Origin of the sequence: Pseudoalteromonas sp. OOF1S-7, assembly GCF_022347765.1 — a bacterium.
GTDB lineage: Bacteria > Pseudomonadota > Gammaproteobacteria > Enterobacterales > Alteromonadaceae > Pseudoalteromonas.
On sequence record NZ_JAKRFZ010000015.1, the window covers coordinates 89,450 to 105,786 of the forward strand.

A 16,337-nucleotide genomic window follows, 5' to 3' on the forward strand; every position below is an offset into this window, starting at 1 on the left:
TTTTTAGGAACGCGGGAAGTTAATCCCGCTGAGTGAGTTTAGTTATCAGGTCGGTCTGAACCGCTGTTGCACGGATGATTTGCTGGTGATCATAGTCGGTATGGGTGGCTGTGACCACACTGCCAAGCACATCATGATACGCCACTGTCTCTGCTGGCTGCGCGCCAGTCGACCACCAGGCATGGGCCCGTTTAGTCACGCCATTCAGCCCATATTCCGGCTGAGTGCCGGCCGGTTCCATCCGGGCCAGACGATACAATTCATAGCCATCCGATAGCAGCTTGCCAAGCTCCTGCTCAGGCAGCAGCAATAGCTCTTCATTGAACAACTCGGCAAACCTGTCTCGGTGTGTCACCAGCCAGGCCGCCAGTGTACCGGCATCCACAAGGTCCTGCGCTAACGCTGCAGTGAGCGCATTCACAAACACCTGATGTAATCCCGACTCAACCGTTTGCGCCGTGCTGCCGACCCATTCCAACGCCCAGTCTGACCAGCTTAGCTGGGTAGCTGCAAAGTCACTACACGGATTAAAACTGTCAACCAGATACACCTGGTGAACAGTACGCCCCTGCGCCTTAAGGATGCGGGCTACCAGCACTGCCAGTGCTCCCCCCAGAGACCAGCCCATCAAATGGAAAGCCCCCTGCGGTTGTGCCGCCATCAGCACTTCGCCATAATACGCAGCCAGTGCAGTCAGTCCGTTGATGTCTGACAAGTTCGCCGCCGGAGCCACTCCGACACAATTGAATTGTCCCGTCAGCTGCTCCGCCAAAGGACGGTAAGTGGCCGTCAGACCATTGCCCTCATGAAAACAATACAGTGTTTCAGCGTGCTCTGTAACCGGGTTAAGCGAGTGCAGCACGGCACTGCCGGTGTTTTGCATCTTTGCCACCAGTGCCGCCAAATCATTCGCCTGCCAAAGCTGTTTCAGTGCCAGCGGCTGTTCACTGCGCTGCTGCCACAGGCTGATCACTTTCAGACCGGAAATGGAGTCGCCACCCAGCGCAAAGAAATTATCCCGCCGCCCCACCTGAGTCACGCCCAGCACACTTTGCCAAATCTCAGCCATCAGGGCTTCGCTTTGATTGTGTGGTGCCAGATAACTCACTTCGCTTTGTAACTCTGCCTTAGGCAGTGCCTTGCGATCAATTTTACCATTACTGTTAAGCGGTAAATCACTAAGCGCCATGATCACCGCAGGCACCATATAATCCGGCAGGCTGGCCGCCAGCATGGCTTTGAGCACAGCTTCATCTGGCTGTTGACCCTGGTGACCACTGACATAAGCCACCAGACGCTTACCACTGGGCGTCTCATCTGCTACCACCACGGCCTGACGCACTTCAGGGCGCTTGCGTAATAGGGTTTCAATTTCGCCCAGCTCAATCCTGAAACCACGAATTTTCACCTGGTGATCAGTTCGGCCCAGATATTCCATCAGCCCCTGCTCGTTCCAGCGCACCAGATCCCCGGTGCGATACAAACGACTACCATCATTGGCAAACGGGTTAGCCACAAAGCGCTCGGCGGTTAAATCAGGGCGATTCAGATAGCCCCGTGCCAGACCAATTTCTTCAGCCAGATACAATTCGCCCACCTGTCCCGGCAACACCAGATTAAGGTGACTGTCGAGCAGCCAGGCCTGACGCTGACCCACCGGTTCGCCAATCGGCGCGTAAACCGCATCAAACTCACTGCCCGGCAGGGCTTTCCAGGTCAGTGGCGTCACGACCGTCTCGGTTGGACCATAGCCATTGATAAAGAAGTCGGGTTTTAATACCCGCTGGGCCAGCTCAAAGGTGGCCTGTGGCATCGCATCGCCACCAAAACAGTACACCCGCACTGGCGGCGGATTGCCCACCTGCTCGACATGCGCCGCCAGCTCACGCAGGAACACCGGCGGGAAGACGGCAATGGAAACCCGTTGCTGATGCAGATTCTGATAGGTTTCGTGCAAATCCCACTGACGCTCAGGGCGGATCACCACGGCAGCACCATGGGTCAGTACCGTCAGCCAGCGCTCGTGGGCACCGTCGAAACAGAACGACATAAAGATCAGTTCACGGTCACTGGGGCGCATTTCATAACGGCGGCCAATCCCACGACAATGCGCCGCAATGGACGCCCGGCTGACCAGCACACCTTTTGGATTGCCGGTTGAGCCTGAGGTATAGATCACATAAGCGCCCTGCGCCGGACACACTACCGGCTGCTGCCACTGCTCGCGCAATGTAATGTCGGCAAATGGGTGTAACCTGGCATCACCGGCAATCTCATCAAGGCTGTTATCGCTGATCAGGATATGAGCCATCTGGCTGTCCTGAATCATATAGGCCAAACGTTCCTGAGGATAGCTCAGATCCATCGGCACATACACTGCACCCGCTTTGAGGATAGCTAAAAAGGCCAGCGGTAAATCAATGCCCCGCGTCAGTGCCACACCGACTCGCTGCTCAGGCTTTACCCCTTGTGCACGCAGATAATAGGCCAGCTGGCTGGACTTGTCGGCCAGCGCTTTGTAGCTGTAGCTGCGACCATCACAGATCACCGCCTCAGCATCCGGCGTTAACTCCGCCAGCCGGTTTATCGTTGAGACCACATCCTGATATTGCGTCGCACCAGGTTGAAGCACTTCACCACCCGGCAGATAGATTGGCTCCACTGCCCCCGAATGCAGTGGCGTGATGGACTCGCCAAAGCCCTGTGCCTGCAAGGCCTGTTGCTGCGTTTCACTGACCAATGAAAACTCAGACAGACGTGCCTGTGGCATCGCCAGCATACTCAGGATGAGTGCTTTATACTGTGCCGCCAGCGCCTGTACTTCGGTTTCGGCCAACTCCGCTCCCTGATAACTGAAGTGCAGCCGCAATGTGTCTTCCAGAATAAAGCTGATGGTCAGCGGGAAATTGGTTTCTTCGCGGTCTTCAAGGATCTCAAAGTTTGTCTGGCGCTCTCCTGGTTGTAATAGTGCCTGAGCGATAGGATAGTTCTCGAATACCAGCAAGGTATCGAACAAGCCCTCGCGACTGAGCTCCAGTGATTGCGCGGCCAGCTTCTGAATTTCATACAGCGGTGTAAACTCGTGCTCGCGTACTGCCAGCGCGGTACTTTGCTGTTGCTGCAGCCAGTCGCTCAGCGACTGGGCAGGATCGACGCGCGCGATCATGGGCACAGTATTGATAAACATGCCCTGGATCGCTTCATGGCCCGCCAGATCGTTCGGACGACCCGACGTCGTGGCACCAAAACACACCGCATCGCGACCCAGATAGCGACTCAACAGCAGCGCCCAGGCACCCTGCACCAGAGTATTCTGGGTAATGCGATGGTCCTGACAGAAAGCCACCAGCTGCGCAAATTCAGCTTCCGATAAGCTCACATCAAACCCGCCAAACTCTCCGTCCTGAGGTGTAGTCAGGGCACGGCTCAGATAACTGGGCTCGTTCAGTGGCGCCAATTGTTGCTGCCAGAAGGCACGATTTTGCACCTCATCCAGGCCCGATAAGTAGCCGATATAATCACCATACTGTCCCGCTACCGGCGGTAAAGCTTGCCCGTCATAGGCCAACAACACTTCGCCCAGCATCGCAGAACGACTCCAGCCGTCGGTGAGAATATGATGCATAGTCCAGACTAACGCATGACGACCGTCTGACAGCTCGATGATGCGCATTCTGCTCAATCCTGGCTCGCCTTGCAGATCAAAGCCGCGACGCGACTCTTGTCTGGCAAACGCTTTCAGTGCTGCCTCAGAGTCCGCTCGGTCACGCCAGTCCAGCGTCTGCCAGTCAAGCTCGGCTGACTTAGCAACATATTGCAACGAGATACCATCCACATCAACAAACCCGGTCCGCAGTGCATCGTGACGCGCAATCACTTGCTGCCAGGCGGCTTTAAAGCGTGCCACATCCAGGCCGGTAACCATAAAGCAGCTCTGGTTTATATAGGTTTCCCCCCCCTGATAGAGGCTCTGGAACAGCATACCCTGCTGCATTGGCGAAAGCGGATATACGCTGCTGATGTTCTCAAGCGCCAGCGGCAGCTTGTCGATTTGTGTCTGCGTCAATCCGCTCAGGGGCAGATCGGACGGCGTCAGGGTTGTACTTGTGTCACCACAGTGGCCTATCACCTCCATCAGAGCCTGTTTGAGATGCGCCGCAAATTGTGCCACCACCTGTGCAGGCAGGCGCGCAGGCACATAGCGGATCCGCAGTTGCAGCTGTCCGTCCAACACCTGACCAAGAATAGACAACTCGCTATCCATCACATACTCAGGGTCAAGCGCCATGCCACTGTCTTCACTGGCCGGGCGCCAGCTGTCAGCTTGATCTGCGGCGCCGTCGAGCTGCCCCAGATAGTTGAACTCGATCTCACCCAGCCCCTGAGTATTAAGCATTGCCTGCTGCTCAGCAGAGCCAAAATAGCGAAATGCGCCATAGCCAATGCCTTTGTTCGGGATCGCCCGCAACTGTTCTTTATTGTGCTTGATGGTATCGGCCAGCGTCTCGTGGCGTGTCAGGGTCACCGGGAACAGGCTGGTAAACCAGCCCACGGTGCGACTCAGGTCAATCTGTTCACGCCAGGGCTCACGGCCGTGCCCTTCCAGGTTGATGGTGTGCACGCCCTGTCTGGTCCAGCGATATAACGCCTCACTCAGCGCACTGAGCAGTAAGTCGTTCACCTGAGTGCGATAAGCCTGACCTGACTCAGTCAAAAGCGCCTGGGTCATCTCTGGATCCAACATCACCTCAGCCTGCTCAACATCTTTATACAGGCGGCTGCCGGCAGGATTTAGCTCAGGCAATGTGGTATGGGTTTGGGCCTGTTGCTGCCACCAGTCGAATTCTTTGGCGTGTTGCACCGGATAACTCTGTATCTGTTTTGCCCAGAATTGCACGCTGTGGGTCTTTGCCCCCAGTTCGGCATCCGGGTGTTGCCACAGCATGGTAAAGTCCTCAAGCAATACACGCCAGGACACGCCATCCACGGCCAGGTGATGGATCACCAGCAACAGGCGAGCGCTGCCATCATCCAGGGTCAGATGAACGGCACGCAGTAATGGACCCGCTTGCAGGTTGAGGCTACGCTGCGCCTGCTCAGCGATAGGCGTGATCTCATCCGCGCTGGCATCGCGATACCACAAACATTGCTGCGCCATGGCCGGGTCAAAATCACTATAGCGCTGCTGCCACTGGCCCGTCTCGTCCTGCTGATAACGCAAACGCAGGGCATCGTGATGGCGCAGTAAGGACGCCAGCTGTGTCAGCAGGGTTGGCTGTGCGATCGGTGCATTCAGCTCCAGCATCACCGACTGATTCCAGTGTGCCTGGTTGCTCATAGAGCGCGCAAAAAAGGCCTGCTGAATAGGCAATAAGGCCACCTCGCCGGATACCTGTTGTTGCGCCTGCGCATCGCCTGCAATACGAGTCATCAGAGGCGCCAGTTTAGCAATGCTCTGGTGGGTAAATATTTGCTTAGCGCTCAGGGCATAACCCTGTTGTCGCAGTCGGGCAATGATCTGCAAGCTCAGGATAGAGTCGCCTCCCAGCGCAAAGAAATTATCCTCGCGACCAACAGATTCCAGATTCAGCAGCTGCTGCCAAATCTGAGCCAGTAGCACTTCCTGCGCCCCCTGCGGTGGCAAATCATCAAGGCGCTGGCTGCGCTGCGGTTGCGGCAAGGCACGGCGATCGATTTTACCATTGTGGGTCAAAGGCATGAGATCCAGCACCATGATCACACTGGGCACCATATAATCAGGCAACTGCTCGGCCAGTGCCGCGCTGAGCGCGTCGGCCTGCGGCGTTTGTTCAGCGCGTCCACTGACGTAGGCTACCAGACGCGTGGAGCCCAGCGACTCATCGGCCACCACAATGGCTTTTTCCACCTCACGATGGGCCAGCAAGCGCGCTTCTACCTCCCCGGCTTCAACCCGGTACCCACGGATTTTTAACTGGTGATCACATCGGCCCATGTATTCAAGCTGACCCTGCGCATTCCAGCGCACCAGATCCCCGGTGCGATACAAACGTGAGCCATCATCGGCAAAAGGGTTCGCTACAAAACGCTCAGCCGTCAGGCCTGATTGTCCCAGATAACCCCGTGCCATTTCCGCCCCGCTAAGGTAAAGCTCACCGGTCATGCCGTAGGGCAGTACATTGAGGCTATCATCGAGAATGACCATGCCACGTTGACCGATGGGCTGACCCAGTGGCACGTACCCACCTTGCAGCTCACAGCCCTGCGCCTGAGTCCATGCCAGCGGCGTGATCACCGTTTCTGACGGACCATAGGCATTGACAAATGTGGTCTGCGGCAGCCTTTGCAGCAGTGCCTGGCAGTGTTGGGCTGACCAGGCTTCCCCGCCCACAATACACAAGCGCAATTGCGCGGGTAAAGTGTCAAACTGTTGAATATACGCCGGCGTGAAGCCCGCCACGGTAATGCGCTGTGCGGTAATAAAGTCGTTCAGCTCCTGCTGACTAAGCAGTTTAAATTCATCCAGCACCACAGTGGCACCAACCAGCAGCGGCCCCCACAGCTGTTCAATGGACGCATCAAAGCCAAACGACACCGAAATGGCACAGCGATCTTCCGCCTGGTACTGATACAAAGACTGCACCGCTGCGCAGTGACTGGACAACGCCTGATCTGAGACCGCCACGCCTTTGGGTACGCCGGTCGAGCCAGAGGTGTAAATCACATAGGCCAGCTGCTGCGGATGACGCGACTGAGGCAGTGCACTGTCGCTGTAATGCGCGCAGAGACTGCTCTGATACACCAGCGCCGCTGGGTTAACCGGACTCAGAGAGTCGCCCAGACAGACTGTCAGGCTGCACTGCGCCGCAATGGTTTCAACTCGCTCGGATGGCAGTTGCGCATCCACCGGGACATAACAGCCGCCCGCTTTCAGTACCGCCAAAAACACCACTAGGGTATCGATATGGCGGGAGAATACCACTGCAACACGCGACTCATGGTCGACGCCCTGCTCACGCAGATACTGGGCAAACTGGTTAGCGCGTGCTTCCAGCTCAGCATAACTCAGAGTTTGTCCGTCGTAACTCAATGCCGCTTTATTCGGGGTGCGCTGCGCCTGCTGCTGTATTTGCGTCGCAATGTCAGCGCCGGGCAGGCGCTCGGCCTGATACAGCGCATCCGCAGGCGCCAGACGATCCAGTTCAGCCTGTGGCAAAACGTTTAACTCACCGACGCTCTGCTGCAGATCAGCCTGCATGGCCGTCAGTATATGCTGTAAACCAGATAACAAAGCGTCGATGCGGGCTGCACTGAACTTATTCACGACATAATCCAGCGCCAGTTCCAGCGTGCCGTCTTCACGCTCCAGTGAGTTCAGCACCAGATCAAATTGCGCCACTCCGGTGGGGGCTGTTCCTTCTTGTGCGCTCAGGCCGGCAAACTGGCGTAATGCGCCATCTTCGAGGCGCTGATGGTTAAACAGCACCTGAAACAGTGGCGACGCGCCTAAGTTACGCTCCAGCGACAAGTGATCGAGCAGCTTTTCAAATGGCAGATCCTGATGCGCCTGCGCGCCGCGCAGTGCCTCGTCAATCTGCGTCATGACACTGCCCAGCGCCAGCTCGGCGGAGATCTGAGCGTCAATTACTAAGGTGTTAATAAAGAAGCCAACGATATCCTGGGTACCGCTGTGATGACGGTTTGCCACCGGCATACCAACGCGGATCTCGCGCTGACCACTGTATTTGTGCAGCAGCACCTGCCAGGCTGTCATCAGTACATTGAACAGGGTCACGCCCTGCAAAGCGGCAAAGTCGCTCAGCGTCTGACGCTGAGCACTCGACAAGCGTACCGAGCGCGTCTGATTGCGCTGACTGTCATCCGCGATGTTCAAGTCCGCCGGGAGTGCCAGCGGGGTATGCTCATCACCCAATCGGGCCTGCCAGTAAGCCAGCTGCTTTTGTTCTTCGCCGGTGGCCAGCCATTCGCGCTGCCATGCTGCAAAGTCACTGTATCGCAATGCTTGCGGTACAATGCTCAGGATTTCACCCGCACATGCCGCTTCGTAGGCACGCACAAAGTCGGCCACAATCAGTTTTAGCGACCAGCCGTCGGAAATAATATGGTGCATCACCACTACCAGCTCATGTTGCTGTGCATCATCGGCAATCACGCCAACCCGCAGCAGCGGCCCCTGAGTCAAATCAAACGGCGCAGACACCAAATGTTGCTTAAACTCAGCGCGCGCTGCATCAGACTCAGGGACCTGATAGCGGATGTCACAACCTCCCTCAGATAACACCTCAGTAACCACGGTTCCCGCTTCATCTTCAACAAACACTGTACGCAGCGCTTCATGCTTACTCAACAAATGATCAAATGCGTACTGCAACGCGGCCTTATTCAGCTCGCCACGCAAGTGCTGGGAGCCGGAAATGTGATAAGCACTGCTTAGCGGGTCCAGTTTCCACAGGAACCATTGGCGCTCCTGCGCAAAAGACAAACCAGAATAGGCCGATGCCTGGCGTGGGATCTCGATGACACTGGCGGCATCATCCAGGCTGGCAGCCAATGCCTGCAACGTTTTGGTGTTCATCACCGCCTTAATATCTAACGCCAGATTGCGTTTTTTACTCAGCGCAATCACCTTCAGGGCACTGATAGAGTCACCACCGAGAGCAAAAAAGTTATCCTGTCGGCCAACGCTTTCGACGCTCAGCACTGTCTGCCAGATCTCTGCCAGCTGCTGCTCCTGCGCTGTTTGCGGTGCAACATACTGCGCTGTGCTGCTTTCAGGTTTTGGCAGTGCTTTACGATCGATTTTACCATTGCTGTTCAGCGGCAGCGTACCCAGCACCATGACCACGGCCGGCACCATGTATTCCGGCAGCTGGGCTGCCAGTTCAGCTTTGAGTGCGTCGACCGCCAGTTCGACGTCCGCTTCGCCCGACACATAGCCCACCAGGCGCTGCGTCGCACCATCGCGGTCGGCCACGACTACGGCTTCCCGGACGCCATCAATTGCATATAATGCTGCTTCTATTTCGCCCAGCTCAATACGGAAGCCGCGAATTTTCACCTGATGGTCGGTCCGGCCAAGATAGTCCAGCTGGCCTTCGCTGTTCCAGCACACTAAGTCGCCACTGCGATACATGCGGCTGCCATCATTCATAAACGGGTCGGCCACAAAGCGCTCGGCGCTCAGGTCGGCACGGTTAACGTATCCCCGTGCCAGACCCGTACCGGCAATATAAAGTTCGCCAGCTACACCCGGTGGACACAGGTTCAGTGCCCGGTCCAGTACATACAAGCGGATCCCCGCAATCGGCGCCCCAATCGGCACCGGCAACGCCGGGTCGCCATGACAGGTAAAGTGACTGACATCCACCGCCGCTTCCGTCGGGCCATATAAATTATAGAGCTTAGCCTGGGGTAATTTGCTCAGCGCCTGTGCCTGTACCTCGCTGGGCAGGGCTTCACCACTACACAAGATACGACGGATACTGGTTGCGGTATGCACCGATTCATGGCCAATAAACGCCTGCAGCATCGAGGGCACAAAGTGCAAGGTGGTGACGCCAAAGTGATTAATGGTGTCGAGCAGCTGAGTGCTGTCTTTGTGGGCACCCGGCTGGGCAATGACCAGCTCAGCGCCGTACATCAGCGGCCAGAAGAATTCCCACACCGACACATCAAACCCGAAGGGGGTTTTTTGCAGCACCTTGTCGTCGGCACCAATCGGATAGGCCGACTGCTGCCAGGCGATCCGGTTGTATATCGCGCTGTGCTGGTTCCCCACGCCTTTGGGCTTGCCGGTCGAACCTGAGGTGTAAATCACATAGGCCAGCTGAGTTGCCGGGATCTCATGCGCAGGTAACTGCGAGGGATAGTCTGCCAGTAACAAACTCTGATAGGTCACGCGCTCTGCCAAATCACCCAGGCTGTCCAGCCGCGCCAGAGAGTCATCGCCTAAGAACAGCGACAAGCCACTGTTGCTGGCGATATAAGCGATACGATCCAATGGCAGCGAAGGTTCCAGCGGCACGTAGGCTGCACCGGCCTTCACCACCGCCAGTATGCTAACCACCATTTCCAGACTGCGCTCAAACACCAGCGCCACTTTATCTTCTGCGCCAATGCCCCGGGCATTGAGGTAGTGTGCCAGTTGGTTAGAGGCCTGTTCCAGCTCAGCATAGCTCATGCTCTGCCCGGCAAAGCGCAGCGCCACCGCCTCGGGCGTGCGCGCACTTTGTTCACTGATCAATGTGGTGATTGGACGCTGGTAGTCAAACGCCGGGGTGCCCGTGCCGGTGTCCAGCAAGGCGCTGCACTGCGACGCATCCTGCAACTGTAACAGCGCCGCTAGCGGAGCCTGTGCAGCGTCCATCATAGTCAACAGCAAGGTTTTAAACTGAGTCGCCAGCGCTCGGATATCCGCTTCGGCCAGCACGCTGCCCTGATAGCTGAAGTGCAGCTTCAGGGTCTGCTCCTGGATAAAGCTGATGGTGAGCGGGAAATTGGTTTCTTCACGGGCTTCACGCACGGTAAATTCGGTTGCCTGCTCATCCTGCGGCAGAGTGGTCGTGATTGGATAGTTTTCAAAGACTAATAAGGTATCGAACAGACCATGCTGATCCAGGGTCAGGTGTTTTGCCTGCTTCTGGATCTCATGCAGCGGCGTAAACTCATACTCTCGCCCGGCCAGGTTGGTCCCCTGCAAGGTTTGTAACCACTGCGCCAAGGTCACTTCAGGCGCTACTTCAACCACCACGGGCATGGTATTAATAAACATCCCCTGAATGCTTTCATGGCCTGCCAGCTCAGTTGGACGACCCGAAGTTGTGGCACCAAAACACACCGCTTCACGGCCCAGATAACGGCTCAGCAAGAGCGCCCAGGCGCCCTGCATCAGGGTATTCGCAGTCAGGTGATGCTGTCGCGCAAAAGCATTCAGCGCGGTATTTTGCGCCTCATCCAACAGTACATCCAAAGCCGCATGTGCGCCGCTTTGTGGGGCTTTAAACGCGCCGCTGAGGTAGCAGGGCTCTTCCAGCATGCCAGTCTGTGTTTGCCAGTAAGCCAGGTTTGCCACGACGTCCTGTTGTTCAAGGTAAGCAATATAATCGCCATACTGAGCCTGCGGCTCAGCCAGTGTCTCGCCGTCGTACATACGCAGCACTTCGCCCATCAGGGCGGCACAACTCCAGCCATCGGTTAAGATATGATGAATAGTCCAGACAAAGGCGTGGCGCTGTGGTGCCAGCTGCACCAGTACAAAGCGCTGCAACCCGCTCTCGGCATCCATCGCAAAGCCCTGCTGGCGGTGCGAAACGCTCAGTTCGGCCAGCTGACGTTGCTGCTGCGCGCTATCGAGGTGCTGCCAGTCCAGGGTTTCCCATACCGGCTGCACGGTTTTGCGCACAAATTGCAGTGGTCGGGGGTCCAAGCTCAAAAAGCCACTGCGTAAGGCATCATGACGGGCGATTGCATTTAGCCAGGCAGCTTTGAAACGTGCGACGTCTAATCGCTTGATCTCTAAACTGGTTTGATTGACATAGGCCTCGCCTTCCGCCATCAGACTGTGAAACAGCATACCTTGCTGCATCGGCGACAAGGGGTATAAATCGCTGAGCTCAGCGGTGTCGAGAGGCAGCTGATCCAGCTGTTGCTGAGCCAACCCGCTCAGCGGTACATCACTGGGTGTCAGACAGCCACGACTGTCGCAACAGTGCGCAACCAGCTGTGTCAGCGCTTCATGCAGATGCGCTGCAAAGGCTTGCATGTCGGCCTCACCAATACGCTCTCGGCCATAGCTGATAGTCAGCTGCAAGGCCCCGTCACTGACCTGACCATTGATACTCAACTCACTGTGTGGCTCATAGTCCGGACTGAATGACGCGCCACTGTGCTCACTGGCCAGGCGCCAGGGCGCATCGCCCTGGTTAAGCGTGTTGTCGAGCTGACCCAGATAGTTAAATTCAATCTGACCCAGAGGCTGAGCAGCTAACGTCGCCTGTGCTTGCGACTCACCAAAGTATTTCAAAGCGCCATACCCGATGCCTTTATTCGGCACACTTCTGAGGTGCTCTTTGGTATGCTTGATGGTCTCTGACAGCACATTTAAACGCGTCAGTTGGACCGGGTATAAGGTAGTAAACCAGCCAACACTGCGGCTGAGATCGGTGTGTGCATCCCAGGGCTCGCGGCCATGGCCTTCGAGGTTGATCACTGTCTCCTGCTGACCCGTCCACTGGTAGACGGCTTCACTCAGCGCACTTAATAACAGCTCATTGACCACAGTGCGATAAGGCCTGCCTGCTTGTTGCAGCAGACGCTCAGTGGTGGACTGTTCCAGCGTCACACGCACTTCAGCACTGTCCGCCAGGCGCCGGCTTCCCGCTGGGTTTAACCCCGGAATGGTCAGCGCTGATGACTGTTGTTGTGTCCAGAATGCCAGTTCCTGCGAATTCAGGCTGGCGTAATCCGCTACCTGCTCGGCCCAGTACTGATAACTGTGGCTCTTGCTGGCAAACTCACAAGCCTGCTGTTGCTGCGCTTGTGCATAACCGCGCGCCAGGTCATCCAACAACACCCGCCAGGAAACCCCATCTACCGCCAGATGGTGGATCACCAGCAATAAGCGCGCAGTGCCATCCTCAAGCGTCATATGGACCACTCGCGCCAGTTCACCGGTTTGAATATTCAGGCTGCGCTGCGCCTGCTCAGCCACCGACGTGATCTCAGCACTTGCGACGTTGCGCTCCCAGACACTGGCCACGGCACGCTCGGCGTCAAAAGGCAGGTAGCGCTGCTGCCACTGCCCTGCCTCGTTTTGGCTAAAGCACAGACGTAATGCATCATGATGTGCAACCAGGGCTGACCAGACCTGCTGTAGTGCCGCGCCATTCAGCGGAGCGGCCAACGTCAATAGCAGCGCCTGGTTATAGTGATTCTTGTCGCTCAGACTGGTCGCCAAGAACTGCTGCTGAATGGGTAACAGTGTTACCTCACCACTGACTTGCTGCGCAATCCGCTGGCTGGCAGGCAGTTCAGTCAATGCCGGAGCCAGCCGGGCAATGGTGTGCAGTTCAAAAATTTGTTTCGGGGTCACCACCAGGCCGTGCTCGCGCAAACCACTGACGATTTGCAGACTCAGGATAGAATCGCCCCCGAGTTCAAAGAAGTTGTCCAGCCGTCCTATCTGCTCCTGACCCAGCACTTTTTGCCATACCTGCGCCAGTGCCAGTTCTCGCTCACCCTGTGGCGCTTCGTACGCCACGCTGGATTCATGACTGGGTTTTGGCAGTGCCTTACGATCGATTTTACCATTGCTGTTCAGCGGCAACGTATCCAGCACCATGATCACGGCCGGCACCATATACTCTGGCAGTTGGGCCGCCAGTTCTGCTTTGAGCGCGTCGACCGCCAGTTCAACGTCCGCTTCGCCCGATACATAGCCTACCAGACGCTGCGTCGCGCCATCACGGTCGGCCACTATCACGGCTTCCCGAACACCACTAATGGCGTACAAGGCGGCCTCAATTTCGCCCAGCTCAATGCGGAAGCCGCGAATTTTCACCTGATGGTCGGTCCGGCCGAGATAATCCAGCTGACCTTCGCTGTTCCAGCACACTAAGTCGCCGCTGCGATACATGCGGCTGCCATCATTCATAAACGGGTCGGCCACAAAGCGCTCGGCGCTCAGGTCGGCACGGTTAACGTATCCCCGTGCCAGACCCGTACCGGCAATATAAAGCTCACCGGCCACGCCCGGCGGACACAGGTTCAGTGCCCGGTCCAGTACATACAAACGGATCCCCGCAATCGGCGCCCCAATCGGCACCGGCAACGCCGGGTCGCCATGACAGGTAAAGTGACTGACATCCACCGCCGCTTCCGTCGGGCCATATAAATTATAGAGCTTAGCCTGGGGTAATTTGCTCAGCGCCTGTGCCTGTACCTCGCTGGGCAGGGCTTCACCACTACACAGAATTCGGCGAATGCTGGTTGCGGTATGCACCGACTCATGGCCGATAAACGCCTGCAACATCGAGGGTACAAAGTGCAAGGTGGTGACGCCAAAGTGATTAATGGTGTCGAGCAGCTGGGTGCTGTCTTTGTGGGCACCCGGCTGGGCAATCACCAGCTCAGCGCCGTACATTAACGGCCAGAAGAACTCCCACACCGACACATCAAACCCGAAGGGGGTCTTTTGCAGTATTTTGTCGTCTGCGCCAATCGGATAGGCCGACTGTTGCCAGGCGATACGGTTGTATATCGCGCTGTGCTGGTTCCCCACGCCTTTGGGCTTGCCAGTCGAACCAGAGGTGTAAATCACATAGGCCAGCTGAGTTGCCGGGATGTCGTGCCCAGGTAACTGCGAGGGATAATCTGTCAGAGACAAACTTTGATAGGTGACGCGCTCAGCCAAATCGTTCAGGCTGTCCAGACGCGCGAGTGAGTCATCGCCTAAGAACAACGATAGGCCACTGTTGCTGGCGATATAAGCGATGCGATCCAAGGGCAGCGAAGGTTCCAGCGGCACGTAGGCTGCACCGGCCTTCACCACTGCCAGAATGCTTATCACCATTTCCAGGCTGCGCTCGAACACCAGCGCAACTTTGTCTTCTGCCCCAATGCCCCGGGCATTCAGGCAATGGGCCAGTTGGTTAGAGGCCTGCTCCAGCTCAGCGTAAGTCATGCTCTGCTGGGCAAAGCGCAGCGCCACTGCCTCGGGCGAGCGCGCACTTTGCTCGCTGATCAGCGTCGTGATCGGACGCTGATAATCAAACGCCGGGGTGCCCGTGCCGATGTCCAGCAAGGCCTGAGTTTGTGCGTTTTGTAGCAATGAGACGTTATTGATGGGCTGATCCGGGTCACTCAAACAGGTATCCAGCAAAGTGACCAGCTGTGTCAGACATTGCACCGCAAAATCCGCATCATACAACTCACTGGCAAACACCAGATTCAGGCTGGTGCCATCGGTAATGTCTTCAATCACATCCAGTTGCAAATCAAACGGCATACCAAAGCGGTACATTTGCGTGCCAGACAGGGTCAGTGACTCAAGCTGGCTAAAGTTACGCTTGTCACGGCGCAGGTAGTTAAACATCACCTGGAAAACCGGATGCACACCACGCTGTCGCGCGGGCTTTATCGCCTCAATCAGCTTGTCGATCGGTAAGTCCTGGTTACTCTGTGCCACCCGGCTCATGAGCGTGTTCTTTGCCAGGAGTTGCTGGAAGCTGTCGCTGTCATCCACCTCGATTGGCATCACCTGAGTATTAACAAAATAGCCCACCACGTTTTGCGTTTCGCTGCGGTGACGATTAGCTATAGGTACACCGACCCGAATATGCTGCCCGCCACTGAGCCGGGCCAGTAAAGTTTGCCATGCTGTTAGTAAAATCAGATACGGGGTAATTTGATATTGCGTTGCCAGCGCGCTGATCCTTTGCCACAGTGCCCCAGGCACCGGGCGGGTTTCAAAGCCAACCTGATAATTCAGGTCATGGCGCTGGTGGTCGCGGGCCGGTAGTCTGAGGGTGTCATCGGTCTCCACTAAATGTGACAACCAGTTTGCCAGTTGTGTGGCAAATAACTCGGAGCGCTCCTGCTGTTGCTCCCATTTAGCAAATTCTAAAAAGCCTGGCACCGGCGTCCGATCGGCCGTGCCTTGTGTACTATACAGCGCAACAAACTCATCCAGCAGTTGCTGCATCGAGGTGCCATCGGTAATGATGTGATGCATAGTCACGATCAGGCTGGTCTGCGTCCCCCGGGTGGCAATCGCAATGCGCAGCAAAGGAGCCTGACACAAATCGAACGGCTGCTCCACAAAAGCACGGATCGGATCGTCCGGCTGTTCCTCGTGCACCGTCAGTTCAGTCACGTCCAGTTGCTGATATTGACCATCAATCTGATAGACCTGCTCAGCGGCTTCAACAAATCGAATACGCAAACCAGAGTGTTTAGTCAGCAGCACTTCGAATGCCTGCTTAACGCGCAATGGCTGCAGCTGGCCATCAAAATGCAGGGCACCAGCCAGGTTATAAGACGCATCAGCCGGGTCCATTTTCCAGGCATACCATAAAATCTGCTGCGCGGCAGTCAGTGGCACCTGTTCACCGGGGGCCACGCTCACCGTCAGCTGGCCGGTCGTTTCCGAGGCCTCTGCAATACGGGCCTGCAGGCGTTGTTGATCTTCACTAGAGAGGGACGAAATGGCGCGATTTCTTCTGGTACGTCTTTGCTGTGACATTCTGGCTCCACTGCAGTCAGCTAAATTGGGATTCTAAAATATGACTGCAAGACGAATGTCGGTGGTAAAAATCCACCTCAGGAATGAAATTTTTCCA

Annotated in this window: 1 protein-coding gene; it reads right to left on the reverse strand. The window is 56.4% G+C overall.

Annotated elements, in window-relative coordinates:
• Window positions 1-19: 19 nt before the first annotated feature.
• The gene (locus MHN33_RS18775; RefSeq protein ID WP_239400243.1) at window positions 20-16,240 is read right to left on the reverse strand and encodes a non-ribosomal peptide synthase/polyketide synthase; all 16,221 of its coding nucleotides are present in this window, start codon (window positions 16,238-16,240) and stop codon (window positions 20-22) included.
• Window positions 16,241-16,337: the final 97 nt, after the last annotated feature.

Excerpts from the sequence above, each read along its gene's own strand:
- MHN33_RS18775 (WP_239400243.1), bottom strand. The coding sequence starts at position 16,240 with ATGTCACAGCAAAGACGTACCAGAAGAAATCGCGCCATTTCGTCCCTC.